The sequence below is a fragment of the Streptomyces sp. NBC_01314 genome (assembly GCF_041435215.1).
Lineage (GTDB): Bacteria > Actinomycetota > Actinomycetes > Streptomycetales > Streptomycetaceae > Streptomyces.
This window is the reverse complement of record NZ_CP108394.1, coordinates 2946094-2965361: the sequence shown is the minus strand read 5'-3', so window position 1 is coordinate 2965361 and position 19268 is coordinate 2946094. Positions and strand designations below refer to the sequence as shown.

The window sequence follows — 19268 nt, the reverse complement described above, 5'->3', positions numbered from 1 at the left end:
CGCCGTCGCCGGCGGAGCTCGGGCGACTCCGCCGGGGCAAGCCGTGCCCGCCGGCCGGGTCGCACGGCTCCGGCTCAGCCGGAACACAGGGTTCCCTCAGGCAACCGCGACAGGCTCAGGACATGGCCGGCACCTCCCCGACCCGAAACAACCGGGTCCGTGTCCTGATCGTCGACGACGAACCCGGGCTCACCGAACTGCTGTCCGTGGCCGTCACGGAGGCGGGCTGGCGCGCCTACCCGGCGGCCGACGGATACAGCGCGCTGCGGGTCGCGCGCGACTGCGCCCCGCACGCCGTCGTCCTCGACGGGATGCTGCCCGACCTCGACGGCCTCCAGGTGCTGCGGCGGCTGCGCTACGAGAACCCGAGGCTGCCCGTCCTCATGCTCACCGCCAGGGACGGGCTGGAACACCGTATCGACGGACTCTCGGCGGGCGCCGACGACTACGTGACCAAGCCGTTCTCCCTGGAGGAGGTCGTCCTGCGGCTGCGCGGCCTGCTGCGCCGGTCCGGCGCCGAGGAGACCAGGTCGTCGGACGACGGCGACCTCGTGCTCGGTGACCTCGTGTTCAGCGCGGAGACGCGCGAGGTGCGCCGCGACGGTACGCCGGTCCAGCTGACGGCCAAGGAGTTCGACCTGCTCGGCCTGCTGCTCGGCCACCCGCGCCAGGTGTTGAGCAAGGCCCAGATCCTGGACCACGTGTGGAGCAGTTCCTTCGACGGTGGCGGCAACCTGGTGGAGGTCTACATCTCCAGCCTCCGCCGAAAGATCGACAAGGGCAGGGCACCGATGATCCACACGGTGCGCGGACTCGGATACGCGATCCGGGCGGGGGAGGACGGAAGATGACGACGCGTTCGCGGACCTTGGGCACCGGAATCGGGCGGGCCTTGTGGAGCGCCGCCCGGCTGCTCATGCCGAGCGGAATCCGGCGGCCCCTGCGGAGCCGTTCCCTCCGTACCCGCCTCCTCCTCTTCATCTCCGCCACGCTGGTCGCGGTGTGCGCCACGATGACGCTGGCCACGGTCGTCGCGCAGCGCGCCTCGCTGCTCGGCGCCCTCGACGAGCGGGTCACCGACGCCGCCGAGCGCAGCCTGGGCGGGGTGGGTGTCGGCCCGCGCAACCACACCGACCTGGCGTTCCTCAGGGAGCAGGGTCAGGCCGTCGGCACGCTCGCCGCGCGGCTCGACGGCGCAGGGAACATCACCGCCGCCGAGGTCGTCGGCGCGAGCGGCGACCCGGAGGCGCTCAGCGCCGAGCAGCGGGCCGCCCTCGACGGCATCGCGGCCGACGGCTCCACGCACACCCGGACCGTCCCCGGCCTCGGCACGTACCGGATCACCGCCCTCAGCGAGGACGGGCTGCACGTCCTCACGGGCCTGCCCATGGACGACGTCCAGGACATGATCGGCGGCCTGGTGGTGGTGGAGGCGCTGGTCGCGGGCGTCGGACTCACCGTGGCGGCCTGCGTCTGCGCGGTCGTCATCCGGCGCCAGCTGCGCCCCCTCGGCCGGGTCGCCGCCACCGCCGTAGAGGTCTCCCGCTCCCCGCTCGACCGGGGCGAGGTCACCGGCCTGACCCGGGTGCCCGACCGCGACACCGACCCCGGCAGCGAGGCCGGCCAGGTCGGCGCCGCCCTCAACCGCATGATCGACCACGTCGAGGCCTCCCTCGCCCAGCGTCAGCGCAGTGAGGAACGCATGCGCCGCTTCCTCGCCGACGCCAGCCACGAACTCCGTACGCCGCTCGCCTCCATCGCCGGATACGCGGAGCTGATGAACCGCGGGACCGACCGGATCGAGCCGACGCTGGCGTGGCGGCGGGTGTCGGCCGAGTCGGCCCGGATGACAGGCCTGGTCGAGGACCTGCTTCTCCTGGCCCGGCTGGACGACGGCCGTCCCCTGGAATCCGCCGAGGTGGACCTCGCGGCCCTCGTGGCGGAGGCGGTGTGGGACGCGCGGGCGGCGGGCGAGGACCACAACTGGCAGCTCGCGCTGCTCCTGGACGCCCCGGCCCTGGTCACCGGCGACGAGGCGCGCCTCCACCAGGTGGTGGCCAACCTCTTGGCCAACGCCCGTGTGCACACACCCCCGGGCACGACGGTCACGGCATCCGTGGAGAGCGCCGCCGACCGCTGTGTGATCCGCGTGCGCGACGACGGCCCCGGCATCCCGCCGGCCCTCCTCCCCGCCGTCTTCGAACGCTTCACCCGCGCCGACGGCTCCCGCGTCCGCGCCAACCCCCACGCGGGCGGCTCCGGCCTCGGCCTGGCCATCGTCGCCGCGATCGTCTCCGCCCACGGCGGCCGCCTCGACGTCACCAGCGAGCCGGGCCACACCGAGTTCACCATCGAACTCCCCCCGACCGGCACCACGGAACTCCCGACCATCGATACGGTCTCGGCGCCTTCTGTCCCCTCCGCCCGGTCGGTGCCGTCCATCTCGGTGTAGTCCGCCAGAAGGTCGGGGGCCAACGGCGCACGGCCACGCCCCACTTGACCGTAGGCGGCGGCGGATCAGTGTCGGCCCGTGACCATCAGGAACGTGCCCCCCGACCCCGAGGCCCGACGTGACCGGAATCGCCGAACTCCTCCGGGAGCTACGCCGCCTCACCGCGAACCGGCTCCAGCAGGTCGGCGACGCGGCCTAAGCCATGCGGAAGCGGCTGCCGAGCGGGTGAGCCGGGGTGGCGCGAGCAGGTGTCACGAACATCGCCCGTGCGCCGTCGAAGGGTGGGCGGCTTCCGTGGCGAAGCATTCCGCCGGCCTGCGGGTGACAGCATCTGGCGGCGGAGCGGCCGGAGGGCGAAGACTCGCACTCATGGATGCACCGATGCGGCGCAGCGCCCCGCTCCCGTTCGTCGACGAGCACACGATCCTCATCGAGGCGCACGCCGAGGAGGTCTGGTGGGCCCTCGCCGAGGCGCTCGACTGGGCCTTCTCCCGCCCCGCCGCGGTCCGATACGCCAAGCTCGTGGGCTGCGCCGACCACACGGCGTCCGGACCGCGTCCGCCCGTCGAGGCCGCGACGACGTTCCCCGGCTTCCGCACGGCGACCGCGATCCCGGCCGGCGAACTGACCCTCCTGGGCCGCCACCGCTTCTCCTCGTACACCCTGACCTTCCGCCTCGACGAGGCAGAGCCGGGCCGCACTCGCCTCCGCGCCGAAACCCGAGCCACCTTCCCGGGCCCGGCCGGCGGCCTCTACCGGCTACTCACCCTGGGCACCGGCATGCACGCGAAGCTCACCGGCCACCTGCTCACCAACGTGCGTCGGCGCGCCGAACGGTCCCTGAGAACATCATCGGCATGACGACCCGGACCCGCATCGACCGAGTCCTGGGCGACCACCACTCCGCCGAGTTCGGTGATCCCACCCACCTCCACCCCCGACGCCGATGCCGACGCCGCGTACGTCACCCACGGCGATGGCGCCCCACGGTCGCCGCGGGTCCCGTCGTGCCGACCGCGCCGAACGTGACCGAGCCCCGCCGGCTCCTCGTCGGCACCACCGGGGCGCGGCTCCTGGTGCGCTCGGCCGCACAGCCTCCGCGACCGATCTCCCGGCTCGCCTGGCTCCCCTGACTTCAGGATTGCCTCAGCTTCGACCCGCAAGGTCGTCCCGTACTGCGGTGCTTCCGGTGTACGAGCGTGTCCCGTCATAGCGGGGGCCGCACCCACCCGGGTGCGGCCCCCGCGCATCGGTACGTGTCAGCCGTTTACAAGCGTGGCGCTCCGCGCTAGCTTCCGAAGTAGGTGGGGGTGGGAGCGCTCCCATATGGGGCGTGGCGGACCGGAACCCGTCATCCCCCGGACCCGCTTCCACCCCGCACCACGCATCCGCACACAGGCACCTCCGCATCGGCACGCGCACGTTCCCCCACCTCCAAGCCGTACACGCAAGGAGAGTCTGTCATGCACGTGACAACCCCACGATTAAGGCTGCCCCGGCGCCACAGCGCACTCCTGCTCGTCCTGCTCGCTCTCGTGACCACGATTCCGGCGCTCGGCCTGGTCCTCTCGGCCGGCAGCGGCAAAGCGGAGGCGCACGGCACTCCGATGAAGCCCGGCAGCCGCACCTTCCTGTGCTGGCAGGACGGGCTGACCGACACCGGGGAGATCAAACCGATCAACCCGGCCTGTCGCTCCGCACAGCAGGTGAGCGGGACGACCCCGTTCTACAACTGGTTCTCGGTGCTCCGCTCGGACGGTGCCGGCCGCACCCGCGGCTTCGTCCCGGACGGCCAGCTGTGCAGTGGTGGCAACACCAACTTCACCGGGTTCAACACGCCCAGCGCCGACTGGCCGTTGACCCATCTGACCTCCGGCGCGTCCGTCGACTTCTCGTACAACGCGTGGGCGGCGCACCCGGGTTGGTTCTACGTCTACATCACCAAGGACGGCTTCGACCCGACGAAGACGCTCACCTGGAACGACATCGAGGCGCAGCCGTTCCTGAGTGTCGACCACCCGCCGCTGAACGGCAGTCCGGGCACGGTCGAGGCCAACTACTCCTGGCGGGGGCAGCTCCCCGCGAACAAGTCGGGCCGCCACCTCATCTACATGGTGTGGCAGCGCTCCGACAGCCAGGAGACCTTCTACTCCTGCTCCGACGTCGTCTTCGACGGCGGCAACGGTGAGGTGACCGGCATCAAGGAGCCCGGCAACCCCACCGAGCCGGTGCCGGGTGAGTGCGCCGCGACCCGTCGTACGACGGGCAGTTGGACCGGCGGCTACCAGTCCGAGGTCGTCGTCACCAACACCGGCGACGTGCCGATGCTCGGCTGGATGGTCAACTGGACCCTGCCGACCGGGCAGAAAGTCGACAGCCTCTGGAGCGGCAGCGCGACCTACAGCGGGCAGGACGTGATGGTGCACAACGCCAACTGGAACGGGGAGCTGGATCCCGGCGAAACCGCCACGTTCGGCTATGTGGTGCAGGGGTCGGGAGGTGATCCCGCGACGACACTGCCCTGCCGGGTGGGCTGAGCCGGACCCGAGCCATGGAACGGACCCGAGCCATGGAACGGACCTGATCCGCAGAACCGGCCCGATCCGCATGACCGGCTCTGTGCGGGGGCGGGCGTCCTTGCTCGGGGCGGACCGGGTGAGCGGGCGGTGCGTGCCCACCCGGTCCGCGAGCCGCGACCCGGTACGGGGGAGACCGGGCGCGGGGGATGCGGCTGAGGGGACCAGGCGACAGGACAACGTTGTCGAGTGGTCTGGTAGTAGGTGTCCAGCTTCTCCGCCAGCCCAGCGCGGCCACCGTACAGGTTGGCCAGGCCCTTGTTGTCCTGCGGTGCGGTGAAGGCGTAGCCCCCACGGGGCATACAATCGGGACATGAAACTAGGGAGGGTCACCGGCATGAGCATTCACGCCGGTGTGTACACCCGCCAGTCTGCCAGGCGGGCCAACGGGTCAGAGGTCTCCACGGAGGACCAGCTCAAGGAGGGCGTGGCCAGGGCCAAGTCTCTTGGAGCCGACCACATCGCCACGTATGAGGACCAGGGGATCTCAGCGTTCTCCGGCGTGGAACGGCCCGACTTTGAGCGCATGGTGGCCGACTGTCGGGCCGGACGTATCAACGTGATCATCGTCTACTACGTGTCCCGGCTCTCCCGCCAGGATGTGGCCGACGCCCTACCGGTTGTCCATGAGCTGCTGAACATGGGCGTGACCATCGTGAGCGTCACGGAGGGCACGTTCAAGAGGGACAACATCATGGACCTCATCCACCTCATTTTCAGGCTGGATGCGGCACACCAGGAGTCCAAGAACAAGTCCGTGGCCGTCAAGCGGGCCAAGGCCACCGCCAAGGAACTGGGTGGCTGGTCCGGCCCCGCCCCGTACGGCTTTGAGACCTATGAGGAGGTAGTCATCCGGGTCGGAGAGGACGGCAAGCCCCGCTCCCTGGTGATCAAGAAACTCCGCCCGAACGATGAAGAGTGCGCCATCGTCGCCTCCCGCATCTTCGGCCCCGTCGTCCGACACATGGACAAGCCATACGACCCCGGGTACATGAAGTTCCACCCCGGCTCGATCTCCGGCGTCACCACCCTCCTCAACCTGGACCCAGACCTCCCCACCCGGGGTGCGAAGGTAGGGAAAGAACGCTCCGCCTCCCAGTGGGACCGGAAGACAGTCACGCGCATCCTCATGGACCCCAGGTTCATCGGCCTGGCTGCAGAGCCGGTCTACGACAAGGAGGGCCGGGGCCGGAAAGTTACCGGGTACCGGGTCCTCCGGAACGAGGACGGCCACCCCACTCGGCTCTGGCCCTCGCGCCTGGACCCGGCCGACTTCTGGCGTGTCCAGGAGTGGCTGCAGGGCCGCCGGGTCGGCAAGGGGAACAACCGGGCGGACTCCCTCCTGTCTGGCCTGGGCATCATGCGCTGCCCGTGTGGCGCCACGTGGAAACAGACCCGCTACCCGGCCACCAAGGCGCACCCGGAGGGCCAGCGTGCCTACCGGTGCAACATCGGCCAGCGCAAGACGGACGTCCACCCCGGGACGCCGACCATTGCCATGGACACTTTGGACGATTACGTGGCCAACCGGATCTTCGCCCTCCTGCGGGCCGCTGAGGACGATGAGGACGCCCTCCCCATCCTCGATGAGGTCACCAGGCGGTACGCACGGACCCAGGAGACCCCCGAGACGGCTGGGGAGCGCCAGGTCCTCCTCACGGAGCGCGCTGAGGTCGTGTCGGGCCTGGAGGAGTTGTACGACGAACGGGACGCCGGAGGGTTCCGTACAGAGATCGGGCGGCGGAGGTTCCTCTCCCAGGAGACGAAGCTGGCGGACCGATTGGAGGGCCTGGACAAGCGGTTGGAGGCCCTGGAGGAGACCAGCCGGCCTAAGCTCCCGCTCCATGTCTGGCAAGCCTGGGGACAGGACCCCACGGGGCCGGGGAGCTGGTGGGCACGCCAGACCCTGAAGGAACAACGGGAGTTTGTGAAGTTGTGGATCAAGAGCATCACGGTACGCCCGCTGACCAGGCCCAGGGTGGCGGAGCCGTTGCACCAGCGGGTGATCATTGAGTGGCACAAGCCCACGGAGGAGTCGGAGTTGGACACGGCGACATGAGTTGCCGATCGCTGGTAACGGGCCAGGCATGTACGACACCGTGAGAGTCGCTGAGGGCCTCACAGAGGTCCGGGCCAGCCAGGTCTCGATGAAGTCTGGGTCGTCATCAACACCTCGCCAGGACGCCACGGCGTGGGCGCCTGCCCGCCGCCCGTGGAGAACTGCACATCGGCGAGCTGGGTGATCATCGACGCGCCGTTGTTCCTGGTGATGTCGAGCCGGAAGTGCCGGTACTCGGCCGCCGCGTCGCCGGGGATGTCGTACGACTTCGTCCGGAACCGCTCTTCGAAGGTCTCGCCGGAGCGGGTGTCGAGGGTCTTCCACTCCTTGCCGTCGGTGGAGCCCTGGAGGGTCCAGTCCTTCGGGTCACGCGTCTCGGCGTCATTTGCCGAGGTCAGCGCGTAGGTCACCACCTTGGCCGGCCTGTCGAGGTCGAACTCCGCCCAGCCGGTGGGCTGGAAGGTGAGCCACTTGGTGCCGGGCTCGCCGTCGACGAGGTTCTCCTTCACCTCCCCGCCGCTCACGTTCTCGCCGCTGGCCCGGACGTCGGTGACGTGGTCGGTGATGTTGCCCGGGATGCCGGTGGTGTAGCCGCCGTCGACGCCGGACGCCCGCGGGGAACCGTCCGGTGCCGTGTCGACCGTGCTGAGCCAGTCCGGAGCCGGATCGTCCGGTTCGAACGAGGAGCTGAACTCCCGCTCCCCGGCCGCCGGTCGGTCCGGCATCGCGACGGCCGCGCCCTGCGAGGCCACCACCAGAACGAACGCGGCGGCGCCCAGCGCCGCCGTGGAACCCCGTCTGTGCCGCATCGGCGAGCACCCTCCCTACGTCCAGCAGACTGTTTCCGATCAAGAGGTGATCGAAAACGGACAACGTTGTCGACCGCGTAACGCAGGGACCAGTAGGGGTCGAAGTGATCTGTGGTGTCAAGGGTGTTGAGTGCGCCATCCGGGGCGAATGGCGGGGATTTTCCGGCCAGGTGGCGCAAGGTCGCTCATATTTCCGAGAGGTCTCAACTCGGAAAAGACCGATGGCCAACCTTGCATTCGATCTTGCCCCCTTGGCGGGAAGTGGACTATACCTGTCGGCGTCCGCATAGTCGTCGCACAGCCGCGGGCAGGCCCTACCTGGGGGGAATTACCGGTGGTCGCGGACGTGTCCGCGCGCCCACCGCCGTCTTGCCCCTGTTGAATCCTCACGCACGACCCCAGCTTGAACCGACCGCGGTGCCGGGAGGATCCGGTTCACCGCCTGAGTCCTGGAGAAGGCGAGGACTTGAGCATGGGATCCACTACCGCTGAGAACGACAACGGCCCCGAGGGGGTCGGCACCACCGACCCCGAAGGCGTCGGCCGCCGCGATCTGATCAAGCGTTCTGCCGCGCTGGGCCTGATCACCGTCCCGACGATGAGCTTCCTGTCCGCGTGTGCCAGCGGGGGCGGAGACGACAACACCTCCAAGGACAGCCAGGGCGAGACCTCCGAGTCGAACCCCTTCGGCGTCAAGAAGGGCAGCAAGCTCGACGTCGTCATCTTCAAGGGCGGCTACGGCGACTCCTACGCCAAGGCCTGGGAGGCCGCCTTCCAGAAGAAGTGGGGGGTCACCTCCACCCACACCGGCACCCAGGAGATCACCGGCAAGCTCCAGCCGCGGTTCAACGCGGGCAACCCGCCGGACATCGTCGACGACTCCGGCGCCCAGAAGATCAAGATCGACGTCCTCTACAAGAACGACCAGCTCCTCGACCTCGCCGAGATCCTGGACGCCCCCTCGATCGACGATCCGAGCAAGAAGGTCCGCGACACGCTGATCACCGGCACGCTCGACGCGGGCATGCAGGAGGGCAAGGTCGTCGCCCTGAACTACATCTACACGGTGTGGGGCCTGTGGTACTCCGGCAAGCTCTTCAAGGAGAACGGCTGGGAGGAGCCCAAGACCTGGGCCGACTTCCTCACCATCTGCAAGGAGGCCAAGGCCAAGGGCATCGGCGGCCTCGCCCACCAGGGCAAGTACCCGTACTACATCAACGTCGCCATCATGGACCTGATCGCCAAGACGGGCGGCCTGGAGGCCATGAAGGCGATCGACAACCTCGACCCGAAGGCGTTCGTCGGCTCCGACGCCGCGAAGGCCGGTGTCGAGGCGATCTACGAGGTCGTCGAGAAGGGCTATCTGATGCCCGGCACGAACGGCCTGACCCACACGGAGTCCCAGGCCCGCTGGAACCAGTACAAGGCCGTGTTCATCACCTCCGGTTCCTGGCTGGAGAACGAGCAGCTGAAGCAGACGCCGGACGACTTCGAGATGACGTTCATGCCGATGCCGGTGCTGCCGGACAGCGTGATGCCGTTCGAGGCGATCCGGGCCGGCTCCGGGGAGCCGTTCATCATCCCGGCCAAGGCGAAGAACCTGCCGGCGGCCAAGGAGTTCATGCGGATGATGCTCTCCAAGGAGTGGTCGACGCTGTTCGCCAAGGAGGCGAACTCCCTGACGATCGTGAAGGACGGCGTCGACACCGGGGTCTCCCTGCGGCCGGGTACGCAGTCGACGGTGGAAGTGTCCAAGGCCGCCGGTGACGACACGTTCCGGTACCTGTACACGGAGTGGTACAGCGAGATGGACACGGCGATCCAGAACGCTTCGAACGAATTGATGGCGAAGCGGATTCAGCCGGCCGAGTGGTTGAAGCGGGCGCAGGCCGCGGTGGACAAGCAGGCCAAGGACCCGGATTCCAAGAAGAACCGTCGGGACTAGTGGGGCGTCGGAGCGCCGTGGGAGCTGCGCGCTGTGGTGAGCTGCGGGTTCGCCGTGATGTGTCGCGCAGTTCCCCGCGCCCCTGAAAAACTGGGGTGCGCCTTTCGTCTCATGGAACCCGAGGCAGGGAAACGCCAATGCGTAAAGGGCAGAACCGGTTCGTCGCGGGGTTTCTTCTGGCCCCCGTGGCGCTTTATGTGACGTTCGTGATCTGGCCGTACATCCAGACGTTCGGCTATTCGCTGACGGACTGGAAGGGGCAGTCGCAGACGTTCTCCTTCATCGGCCTGGACAACTACACGGCGCTGTTCCAGGACGACATCTTCCTCCAGGCGATCTGGCACAACATCCTGTTCCTGGTGTTCATCCCGGTGATCACCATCCTGCTCGCGCTGTTCTTCGCGTTCATGCTGAACGCGGGCGGACGTGGCCGGGCCGGCGGGGTCTCGGGGGTCACCGGGTCGGGGTTCTACAAGATCGTCTATTTCTTCCCGCAGGTGCTGTCGCTGGCGATCCTCGCGGTGCTGTTCGGGGCCGTGTACCGCAGTGACAGCGGCGGCATGCTCAACGGCCTCCTGCTGAAGCTGGGGCTGGTCGACGAGAGCAGCCCCGTCGAATGGCTGAACGAGCCGAACTTCGTGCTCTGGGCGCTCATCCTGGTCGTCGTCTGGCACGGCGTCGGCTTCTACCTCGTGCTGTTCTCCGCCGCCATGCAGGCCATCCCGAGGGACATCTACGAGGCCGCGCTGATCGACGGCGCCGGCCGCGCCCACACGTTCTTCCGCATCACCCTGCCGCTGCTGTGGGACTCCGTGCAGACCGCCTGGGTCTACCTCGGCATCGCGGCGATGGACATGTTCATCCTGGTCTCGACCATGACCGCGGGCGAGTACGGGGGCGGCCCCGACCACCACAGCGAGGTCATGGCGACCGTGATGATGCGGAACTTCCTGCTGTACGGAAGGAGCGGCTACGCCTGCGCGATGGGCGTCGTGATGCTGCTCCTCACCCTGATCGTGTCGGTGGTCATGCTGCGCGCCACCCGTCGCGAGCGCGTCGAGTTCTGAGCGGGAGAGACGACACACCATGAGTGCACCCCTCAAGACCGCCTCGCGCGGCGACTCGGTCCCCACCGGCCCGACGGTGGACAAGGGCCGGACCGGATCCGGCGACGAGCGCGGCGAAGGCGTCGTCCTGAACGTCTTCTCGCACGGCTTCCTCGCCCTGTGGGCCCTGCTGATCGTGCTGCCGCTGCTGTGGCTGGTGCTCAGCTCCTTCAAGACCGACGCCCAGATCGCCGGCTCGGCCTTCGGCTGGCCCGAGAACTGGTCCCTGGACGTCTTCTCCCGCGCCTGGGACAAGGGCATCGGGGACTACTTCGTCAACACGGTCATCGTGCTGGTCTTCTCCGTGCCGCTGACCATGCTGTTCGGCTCGATGGCCGCGTACGTCCTGGCCCGCTACCCCTTCCGGGGCAACCGGCTGCTGTACTACTTCTTCGTCGCCGGCGCGATGTTCCCCGTGTTCCTGGCCCTGGTGCCGCTGTTCTTCATGGTCAAACGGCTGGACATGCTGAACACCTACCAGGGGCTGATCCTGGTGTATGTCGCCTACTCGCTGCCGTTCACCGTGTTCTTCATGCACGCGTTCTTCCGGACGCTGCCCCACGCGGTCTTCGAGGCGGCCATCCTCGACGGGGCCTCGCACACCCGGACGTTCTTCCAGGTCATGCTGCCGATGGCCAAGCCCGGGCTGATCAGTGTGGGGATCTTCAACACGCTGGGTCAGTGGAACCAGTTCATCCTGCCGACGGTCCTCATGCAGCCGCAGAGCGGCGACGATCCCGAGCGGTACGTCCTCACCCAGGGCCTCATCCAGCTGCAGCAGCAGCAGGGCTACGCCTCCGACCTGCCCGTCCTCTTCGCCGGTGTCACCATCGCCATGATCCCCATGCTTGTGGTCTACCTCTCCTTCCAGCGCCAGGTCCAGGCGGGCCTCACCTCGGCGACCCTCAAGTAGCCCCTTCCGGGACCTCAAGTAGCCGCAGAGTGACATTTAGTGGTCATTCAGCGGTCCCAGTTTCCGTCAAGGACTTGACTGCGGTAACCCGTTCAGCGGAGCTTGGAGTTCACAACTTGTAAGTGACCCGGGTTTCGAGGTGTGACCTGGGTCACGGGCGGCGTGCGGGCCGCCCGGCCTGGGACGGGAGTGGATGAGTCGATGGAGACTCCGGGGTCGCAGTCGTCGCTGCACCGAGCAAATCTCGAGCGCGTCGTACGTGCGGTGCGGCTCGCCGGGTCGCTCACGCAGGCGGAGATCGCCAGGGCGACCGGTCTGTCCGCGGCCACGGTCTCCAACATCGTGCGCGAGCTGAAGGAGGGCGGAACCGTCGAGGTCACGCCCACATCGGCGGGCGGCCGCAGGGCGCGCGCGGTCTCGCTCAGCGGGGATGCCGGGATCGTGATCGGCGTGGACTTCGGGCACACGCATTTGCGCGTCGCGATAGGGAATCTCGCCCATCAGGTGCTCGCCGAGGAGGCCGAGCCGCTGGATGTGGACGCCTCCTCGGCCCAGGGGTTCGACCGGGCGGAGCAGCTGGTCACCCGTTTGATCGAGGCCACCGGTGTGGATCGGACGAAGATCGCCGGCGTGGGCCTCGGCGTGCCCGGCCCGATCGACGTGGAGTCCGGGTCGCTCGGCTCCACCGCCATTCTGCCCGGCTGGACCGGTACCAAGCCCGCCGCCGAGATGCGCGACCGCCTCGGTGTGACGGTGCACGTGGACAACGACGCCAACCTCGGCGCCCTCGGTGAGCTGGTCTGGGGCAGCGGCCGGGGTGTTCGGGACCTGGCGTACATCAAGGTGTCCAGCGGCGTGGGTGCCGGACTGGTGATCGACGGCAAGATCTACAGAGGCCCGGGTGGCACAGCGGGAGAAATCGGGCATATTACTCTTGATGAATCCGGCCCTGTCTGCCGCTGCGGCAACCGCGGCTGCCTGGAGACCTTCGCCGCCGCGCGCTATGTGCTGCCGCTCCTCCAGTCCAGCCACGGCACCGGCCTGACCATGGAAGGGGTCGTGCGGTTGGCGAGGGACGGGGACCCGGGCTGCCGTCGGGTGATCGCCGACGTCGGCCGACACATCGGAAGTGGAGTCGCCAATCTCTGCAATCTGTTGAACCCGAGCCGCGTGGTCCTCGGTGGCGATCTCGCCGAGGCCGGAGAGCTGGTTCTGGGTCCCATAAGGGAGTCGGTCGGCCGGTACGCGATCCCGAGTGCCGCACGTCAACTCTCAGTGCTGCCAGGGGCGCTTGGTGGCCGTGCCGAGGTCCTCGGGGCCCTGGCTCTGGCCCTCAGCGAGATGGGTGATTCGACCCTTTTGGACGGAACCCTCTCCGCAGCGACCCCTGTCTTCACTTAGAGAACGAAACACGCCGTTGCCAACCCGTTAAGGATTTACTTCTTGACGTCGCACGTGTGGCCGAGTTGACTTCCAGCCACCTCGGCCGCAGTGCTGCGGCCCTGTCAGGGAGGCACAACCCAAATGAACGCAACGATGCGTAGAGTCGCGATCGGCGCCACCGCGATCTCGCTGGCGCTGTCCGTGGCGGCCTGTGGCAAGGCCGGCGACGACAACGACTCGGACAGCGGTAGCGACAGCGGCTCGGACAGCAAGTCGATCGGCCTGCTCCTGCCCGACAACGTCACCGCGCGCTACGAGAAGTTCGACCGGCCGTACTTCGAGGACAAGGTCAAGGAGCTCTGCTCCGACTGTGACGTCCAGTACGCGAACGCCGCCGCCGACCCCGCCAAACAGGCGCAGCAGATGACCAGCATGGTGACCAAGGGTGTCAAGGTCATCGTGATCTCCGCCCAGGACTCCGCCGCGATCAAGTCCTCCATCCAGTCCGCGGTGGACAAGGGCGTCAAGGTCGTCGCCTACGACCGTCTCGCCCAGGGCCCGGTCTCGGCCTACGTCTCCTTCGACAACGTCAAGGTCGGCGAGCTCCAGGGCCAGGCCCTGCTCGACGCGCTCGGCGACAAGGCGACCCCCAAGGCCAAGGTCGTCATGATCAACGGCGACGACGCCGACCCGAACGCCGGCCAGTTCAAGGAAGGCGCCCACAAGGCCCTCGACGGCAAGGTCGACATCGCCTACGAGCAGACCGGCCTGTGGAAGGACACCGTCGCCGCCCAGAAGATGTCCGCGGCGATCACCCAGCTGGGCGCCAAGAACATCGCGGGCGTCTACGCCGCCAACGACGGCATGGCCGGTGGCATCGCCAACACCCTCAAGGGTGCGAAGATCAGCAACATCCCGCTGACCGGTCAGGACGCCGAGCTCGCCGCCATCCAGCGGCTCGTCGCCGGCACCCAGTCCTCCACGGTCTACAAGGCCTACAAGCCGGAGGCCGACACGGCCGCCGAGCTCGCGGTCAACCTGCTGGAGGGCAAGGACATCAAGTCCCTGGCCGACACCACGGTGACCAGCGGCTCCGGCGACAAGGTCCAGGCGAAGCTGCTGACCCCGGTCTCCGTCACCAAGGAGAACATCAACGACACGGTGGTCAAGGACGGCCTGTACACGGTCGCCGACATCTGCACCCCCGAGTACGCCAAGGCCTGCGAGTCCGCCGGTCTGAAGTAACCACTCCGGCCCGCTGAGCCTGTCCGGCGCCCGCCCCACCTCATACCCCGCTTCCGGGGCGGGCGTCGGACGGAACCGCTGTCCGGGCGCTCCGCTGGTGGTGTCGCGACGGGGCCGTCGGTTGTCGGTCGTCCGTCGCACCTTCGTGGCTGGTCGCGCGTTTCCCCGCGTCCCTACGGGGCGCTGCCGAGCGCGGCGGGTAATTCACATGTTCACTTTGTAAGCCTTGTGCGACGGCCCCCATGTCGAGGGGCCCGCACATCCTCCGCGCCTGGTCTCAAGCGCGGCATCCCCGCCGGTCAGGCGGCGAAGGAGATGGTTCACGTGTCCGCTACGCCCGTGTTGGCGTTGCGCGGAGTCTCCAAGCGATTCGGTGCGGTGCAGGCACTCACCGACGTCGATCTGGAGGTTCACGCCGGAGAAGTGGTCGCCCTGGTGGGCGACAACGGCGCAGGAAAGTCCACCCTGGTCAAGACGATCGCGGGTGTCCACCCCATCGATGAGGGCGTCATCGAGTGGCAGGGCGGCCCGGTGAAGATCAACAGGCCGCACGACGCCCAGGGACTCGGCGTCGCGACGGTCTACCAGGACCTCGCGCTCTGCGACAACCTCGATGTCGTCGGCAACCTCTACCTCGGGCGCGAACTGCTGCGCCGGGGTGTCATCGACGAGGTGTCGATGGAGAAGAACTCCCGCGAGCTGCTGTCCACGCTCTCGATCCGCATCCCGAGCGTCCGCATCCCGATCGCGAGCCTTTCCGGCGGTCAGCGCCAGGTCGTGGCCATCGCCCGCGCCCTGATCGGTGACCCCCAGCTCGTCATCCTCGACGAGCCCACCGCCGCCCTCGGCGTCGAGCAGACCGCGCAGGTCCTCGACCTGGTCGAGCGGCTGCGCGAGCGCAACCTCGCCGTCATCCTCATCAGCCACAACATGGCCGACGTCAAGGCGGTCGCGGACACCGTCGCCGTCCTGCGTCTGGGCAGGAACAACGGTTCCTTCTCCGTGAAGGACACCAGCCACGAAGAGATCATCGCCGCGATCACGGGTGCCACGGACAACGCCGTGACCCGTCGCGCGGGGCGGCGCACCACGGAGGCGGCAAAGTGAGCGACACGTCCAAGACCGTGAAGAGTGATTCCGCGAAGACCGTCGAGGGCGCGGCGGAGGGCCAGACCACGGTCGCTCCCGCCGACGACCCCACGGCGGCCCCGGTCACCGTCGTCGATCCGCGTCTGCTGATCCGCGAAGAGGGCCTCAAGGGCTACGTCACCGAGTTCAAGCGCAAGGTGAAGGGCGGCGAGCTGGGCTCGCTGCCGGTGGTCATCGGCCTGATCGTCATCTGGACGATCTTCCAGCTGCAGAACGACCGCTTCCTGAGCGCCGACAACCTTTCGAGCATCAGCTACTACCTCTCGGCCACCGGCATGCTCGCCATCGGCCTGGTGTTCGTGCTGCTGCTCGGCGAGATCGACCTGTCCGTGGGCTCGGTCAGCGGTCTGGCCTCCACCGTGTTCGCCGTGTTCGCGGTGAGCAACGGCATGAATGCCTGGCTGGCGCTGGTCCTCGCGATCCTCACCGGTATCGTCATCGGCGCGCTGCAGGGCTGGTTCTTCGCCAGGATCGGAGTGCCGGCGTTCGTCGTCACCCTGGCCGGCTTCCTCGGCTGGAACGGCCTGATGCTGTGGCTGCTGGGTGACAGCGGCACGATCAACATCCCGTCCGACACGGGTCCGGTCCACCTGCTCGGCCAGAGCTCCTTCTTCATGGACCAGGCCATCATCGGCGCGTACCTCCTGGCCGGTGTCGCCGTCGTCCTCTCTCTCGTCGGCAACCTCAGCGAGCAGCGCCGCCGCCGGGCCGCGGGCGTGCCGTTCCGGCCGACCAGCGAGATCCTGCTGCGCGTCGGCGCGCTCGCCGTCGCGTCCTTCGCCGCCGCCGTCGTGCTCAACGACGCGTCCGGTGTGTCCAACGCGCTGGTGATCTTCCTCGTGGCGCTGGTGATCGTGGACTTCGTGCTGCGTCGTACGACCTACGGCCGCAAGGTCTTCGCGGTCGGCGGCGGCATCGAGGCCGCCCGCCGTGCCGGTATCAACGTGCCGATGGTCCGGATCTCCGTGTTCGCCATCTCCGGTGGCTTCGCGGCGATCGGCGGCATGTTCTTCGCCGGGCAGACCGCGAGCGCGACGCTGTCCGCCGGCAGCGGCAACACGCTGATGCTCGCGATCGCCGCGGCCGTCATCGGCGGTACCAGCCTCTTCGGTGGGCGTGGGTCGGTGTGGTCGGCGCTGCTCGGCATGCTGGTCATCCAGTCGATCCAGACGGGACTCGACCTGCTGAACATGAACCAGTCGATCCAGTACATGATCACGGGTGCGGTTCTGCTGGGTGCGGTCGTCATCGACTCCGTCTCCCGCAAGAGCCAGAAGGCGGCGGGTCGCGCGTAGCGGTCTGACGGAGGGGCGCTGTTGGGGTGCCGTCCGTCGTCGGCCGCGGGTTGTCCGTGGCAGATCGCGCCCGCGCGGCGGAGCCGCATATGTAACAGCCCCGCGCTCCTTCACGGCGCGGCAGTGACCCCTTGCGAACAAGTGCTCGGCACCAATCCTGGTGCCGGGCACTTCTCTTTGTTGTCGGACGTTTCGTACGGGTACGTCTGCGCAGGATGGTTTACGGCTGTTTGCGTGACGTGGGAGTCGACCGCCCGGCGGTCGGCTGTCCGCGCGGAAGATTAGACTTCGACGAGCCCGATAACGCTCGAACAGCACTATCGCAAGGAGGCACGGGTGCCGCTGCTGACCCGCATCAGGGGACCGCGCGATCTGGACCGGCTCAGCCTGGAGGAGTTGGACCGGCTGGCGGAGGAGATCCGGACCTTCCTCGTGGAGGCGGTGTCGAAGACCGGCGGCCACCTCGGCCCGAACCTCGGCGTGGTCGAGCTCACCATCGCCCTGCACCGGGTCTTCGACTCGCCCAAGGACAAGGTGCTCTGGGACACGGGCCACCAGTCCTACGTCCACAAGCTCCTCACCGGTCGTCAGGACTTCTCCCGGCTGAAGATGAAGGGCGGCCTCTCCGGCTACCCCTCGCAGGCCGAGTCCGAGCACGACGTCATCGAGAACAGCCACGCCTCCACGGTGCTGGGCTGGGCCGACGGCCTCGCCAAGGCCAACCAGGTGCTGAAACGCGACGACCACGTGGTCGCGGTCATCGGCGACGGCGCGCTCACCGGCGGTATGGCCTGGGAGGCGCTCAACAACATCGCGGACGCCAAGGACAGGCCCCTGGTCATCGTCGTCAACGACAACGAGCGCTCGTACGCGCCGACCATCGGCGGGCTCGCCAACCACCTGGCCACCCTGCGCACGACCGACGGCTACGAGCGGTTCCTGGCCCGCGGCAAGGACCTGCTGGAGCGGACGCCCGTCGTCGGCCGGCCCCTCTACGAGACGCTGCACGGCGCCAAGAAGGGGCTGAAGGACTTCATCGCCCCGCAGGGCATGTTCGAGGATCTGGGACTCAAGTACGTCGGGCCGATCGACGGGCACGACATCGAGGCGCTGGAGTCCGCGCTCGCCCGCGCCAAGCGGTTCGGCGGGCCGGTCATCGTGCACTGCCTCACCGAGAAGGGCCGCGGCTACCAGCCCGCCCTCCAGGACGAGGCGGACCGCTTCCACGCCGTCGGCAAGATCCACCCGGACACGGGTCTGCCGATCGCCTCCTCCGGCGCCGACTGGACCTCCGTCTTCGGCGAGGAGATGGTCAAACTCGGCAAGGAGCGCGAGGACATCGTCGCCATCACGGCGGCCATGCTCCAGCCGGTCGGCCTCGACAAGTTCGCCAAGGCCTTCCCCGACCGCGTGTACGACGTAGGTATCGCCGAGCAGCACGCCGCCGTCTCGGCGGCGGGCCTCGCCACGGGCGGGGTGCACCCCGTCTTCGCGGTGTACGCCACCTTCCTCAACCGTGCCTTCGACCAGGTGCTGATGGATGTCGCCCTGCACAAGTGCGGGGTGACGTTCGTGCTCGACCGCGCCGGTGTCACCGGCACCGACGGGGCCTCGCACAACGGCATGTGGGACATGTCGATCCTCCAGGTCGTGCCCGGGCTCAGGCTCGCCGCGCCGCGTGACGCCGACCAGGTCCGCGCCCAGCTGCGCGAGGCCGTCGAGGTCACCGACGCGCCGACCGTGGTGCGCTTCTCCAAGGGCGCCGTCGGCCCCGCCGTACCCGCCCTGCGCCGCGTCGGCGGCATGGACGTGCTGCGTGAGCCGGGCACCGACACCCCGGACGTCCTCCTCGTCTCCGTCGGCGCCCTCGCGCCGATGTGCCTGGAGATCGCGGGCCTGCTCGACAAGCAGGGCATCACCACGACCGTCGTCGACCCGCGCTGGGTCAAGCCGGTCGACGAACACATGGCGCCGCTCGCCGACAAGCACCGCGTGGTCGTCACCGTCGAGGACAACTCCCGGGTCGGCGGCGTCGGCTCGGCCGTCGCCCAGGCGCTGCGTGACGCCGGGGTCGACATCCCGCTGCGCGACTTCGGCATCCCGCCGCGCTTCCTCGACCACGCCACCCGCGCCGAGGTCCTGGCCGAGATCGGGCTCACCGCGCCCGACATCGCCCGCCAGGTCACCGGGCTGGTCTCCAAGATCGACGGCCGGTTCGGCGACGCCGCCGCGGAGGTGGAGCCCGCGCGCGACTGATCTGTCCGGTCGGGCCGTTCGGGCCGGTTTCGCCATCCTTTACGGTGGTGAGACCGGCCCATTCGCGTGAAACCGCTCGC

14 protein-coding genes and 1 pseudogene are annotated in these 19268 nt (G+C 68.5%); 14 read left to right on the top strand and 1 reads right to left on the bottom strand.

Annotated elements, in window-relative coordinates; translation table 11 throughout:
- The first annotated feature begins 122 nt into the window (after positions 1-122).
- The 6 genes from OG622_RS13030 (at position 123) to OG622_RS13005 (ending at position 7087) form a co-directional block, all read left to right on the top strand.
- Positions 123-851, top strand: a complete 729-nt coding sequence (locus tag OG622_RS13030) for a response regulator transcription factor (protein WP_371575960.1) — start codon at positions 123-125, stop codon at positions 849-851.
- Positions 852-916: 65 nt separating this feature from the next.
- Positions 917-2452 (top strand): sensor histidine kinase, encoded by a 1536-nt coding sequence (locus OG622_RS13025; protein ID WP_371584084.1) that lies wholly within the window; start codon positions 917-919, stop codon positions 2450-2452.
- A gap of 369 nt (positions 2453-2821) precedes the next feature.
- On the top strand, positions 2822-3313 hold the full coding sequence (locus OG622_RS13020) for a hypothetical protein (protein WP_371575959.1): 492 nt from the start codon (positions 2822-2824) through the stop codon (positions 3311-3313).
- Positions 3310-3585 (top strand): hypothetical protein, encoded by a 276-nt coding sequence (locus tag OG622_RS13015; RefSeq protein ID WP_371575957.1) that lies wholly within the window; start codon positions 3310-3312, stop codon positions 3583-3585. The genes OG622_RS13020 and OG622_RS13015 overlap by 4 nt, the downstream gene beginning before the upstream one ends.
- Before the next feature lie 330 nt (positions 3586-3915).
- A complete protein-coding gene (locus OG622_RS13010; protein WP_371575955.1) occupies positions 3916-4989 on the top strand; it encodes a lytic polysaccharide monooxygenase in 1074 nt (357 codons plus the stop codon).
- Positions 4990-5341: 352 nt separating this feature from the next.
- Positions 5342-7087, top strand: a complete 1746-nt coding sequence (locus OG622_RS13005) for a recombinase family protein (protein ID WP_371575953.1) — start codon at positions 5342-5344, stop codon at positions 7085-7087.
- Positions 7088-7215: 128 nt separating this feature from the next.
- Here OG622_RS13005 and OG622_RS13000 read toward each other — a convergent pair.
- A pseudogene (locus tag OG622_RS13000) lies at positions 7216-7896 on the bottom strand (discoidin domain-containing protein); the annotation flags it as partial.
- A 472-nt stretch (positions 7897-8368) separates the two neighbouring features.
- Here OG622_RS13000 and ngcE point away from each other — a divergent pair.
- The 8 genes from ngcE to dxs all read left to right on the top strand — a co-directional run bounded on the left by ngcE (position 8369) and on the right by dxs (position 19188).
- Positions 8369-9841 carry an N-acetylglucosamine/diacetylchitobiose ABC transporter substrate-binding protein gene (gene ngcE, locus OG622_RS12995; RefSeq protein ID WP_371575951.1) on the top strand — a complete coding sequence of 491 codons (1473 nt, stop codon included), beginning with the start codon at positions 8369-8371 and terminating at the stop codon, positions 9839-9841.
- Positions 9842-9978: 137 nt separating this feature from the next.
- The gene (locus OG622_RS12990) at positions 9979-10908 is read left to right on the top strand and encodes a carbohydrate ABC transporter permease (protein WP_371575949.1); all 930 of its coding nucleotides are present in this window, start codon (positions 9979-9981) and stop codon (positions 10906-10908) included.
- Positions 10909-10927: 19 nt separating this feature from the next.
- Complete coding sequence (locus OG622_RS12985) at positions 10928-11860, top strand: carbohydrate ABC transporter permease (protein ID WP_371575947.1); 933 nt, start codon at positions 10928-10930, stop codon at positions 11858-11860.
- Positions 11861-12061: 201 nt separating this feature from the next.
- The gene (locus tag OG622_RS12980; protein ID WP_371575945.1) at positions 12062-13261 is read left to right on the top strand and encodes an ROK family protein; all 1200 of its coding nucleotides are present in this window, start codon (positions 12062-12064) and stop codon (positions 13259-13261) included.
- Positions 13262-13384: 123 nt separating this feature from the next.
- Positions 13385-14488: a sugar ABC transporter substrate-binding protein gene (locus OG622_RS12975; RefSeq protein WP_371575943.1), complete on the top strand. Its 1104-nt coding sequence runs from the start codon at positions 13385-13387 to the stop codon at positions 14486-14488.
- Between the two features lie 315 nt (positions 14489-14803).
- The gene (locus OG622_RS12970) at positions 14804-15595 is read left to right on the top strand and encodes an ATP-binding cassette domain-containing protein (protein ID WP_371575941.1); all 792 of its coding nucleotides are present in this window, start codon (positions 14804-14806) and stop codon (positions 15593-15595) included.
- Complete coding sequence (locus OG622_RS12965; protein WP_371575939.1) at positions 15592-16932, top strand: sugar ABC transporter permease; 1341 nt, start codon at positions 15592-15594, stop codon at positions 16930-16932. The genes OG622_RS12970 and OG622_RS12965 overlap by 4 nt, the downstream gene beginning before the upstream one ends.
- A 336-nt stretch (positions 16933-17268) precedes the next feature.
- Complete coding sequence (gene dxs, locus OG622_RS12960; RefSeq protein WP_371575937.1) at positions 17269-19188, top strand: 1-deoxy-D-xylulose-5-phosphate synthase; 1920 nt, start codon at positions 17269-17271, stop codon at positions 19186-19188.
- Positions 19189-19268 lie beyond the last annotated feature (80 nt).

Bases quoted from the DNA above. Each gene is read 5' to 3' on its own strand.
- OG622_RS13030 (WP_371575960.1), top strand. From the start codon at position 123: ATGGCCGGCACCTCCCCGACCCGAAACAACCGGGTCCGTGTCCTGATC.
- OG622_RS13025 (WP_371584084.1), top strand. From the start codon at position 917: ATGCCGAGCGGAATCCGGCGGCCCCTGCGGAGCCGTTCCCTCCGTACC.
- OG622_RS13020 (WP_371575959.1), top strand. From the start codon at position 2,822: ATGGATGCACCGATGCGGCGCAGCGCCCCGCTCCCGTTCGTCGACGAG.
- OG622_RS13015 (WP_371575957.1), top strand. From the start codon at position 3,310: ATGACGACCCGGACCCGCATCGACCGAGTCCTGGGCGACCACCACTCC.
- OG622_RS13010 (WP_371575955.1), top strand. From the start codon at position 3,916: ATGCACGTGACAACCCCACGATTAAGGCTGCCCCGGCGCCACAGCGCA.
- OG622_RS13005 (WP_371575953.1), top strand. From the start codon at position 5,342: ATGAAACTAGGGAGGGTCACCGGCATGAGCATTCACGCCGGTGTGTAC.
- ngcE (WP_371575951.1), top strand. From the start codon at position 8,369: ATGGGATCCACTACCGCTGAGAACGACAACGGCCCCGAGGGGGTCGGC.
- OG622_RS12990 (WP_371575949.1), top strand. From the start codon at position 9,979: ATGCGTAAAGGGCAGAACCGGTTCGTCGCGGGGTTTCTTCTGGCCCCC.
- OG622_RS12985 (WP_371575947.1), top strand. From the start codon at position 10,928: ATGAGTGCACCCCTCAAGACCGCCTCGCGCGGCGACTCGGTCCCCACC.
- OG622_RS12980 (WP_371575945.1), top strand. From the start codon at position 12,062: ATGGAGACTCCGGGGTCGCAGTCGTCGCTGCACCGAGCAAATCTCGAG.
- OG622_RS12975 (WP_371575943.1), top strand. From the start codon at position 13,385: ATGAACGCAACGATGCGTAGAGTCGCGATCGGCGCCACCGCGATCTCG.
- OG622_RS12970 (WP_371575941.1), top strand. From the start codon at position 14,804: ATGGTTCACGTGTCCGCTACGCCCGTGTTGGCGTTGCGCGGAGTCTCC.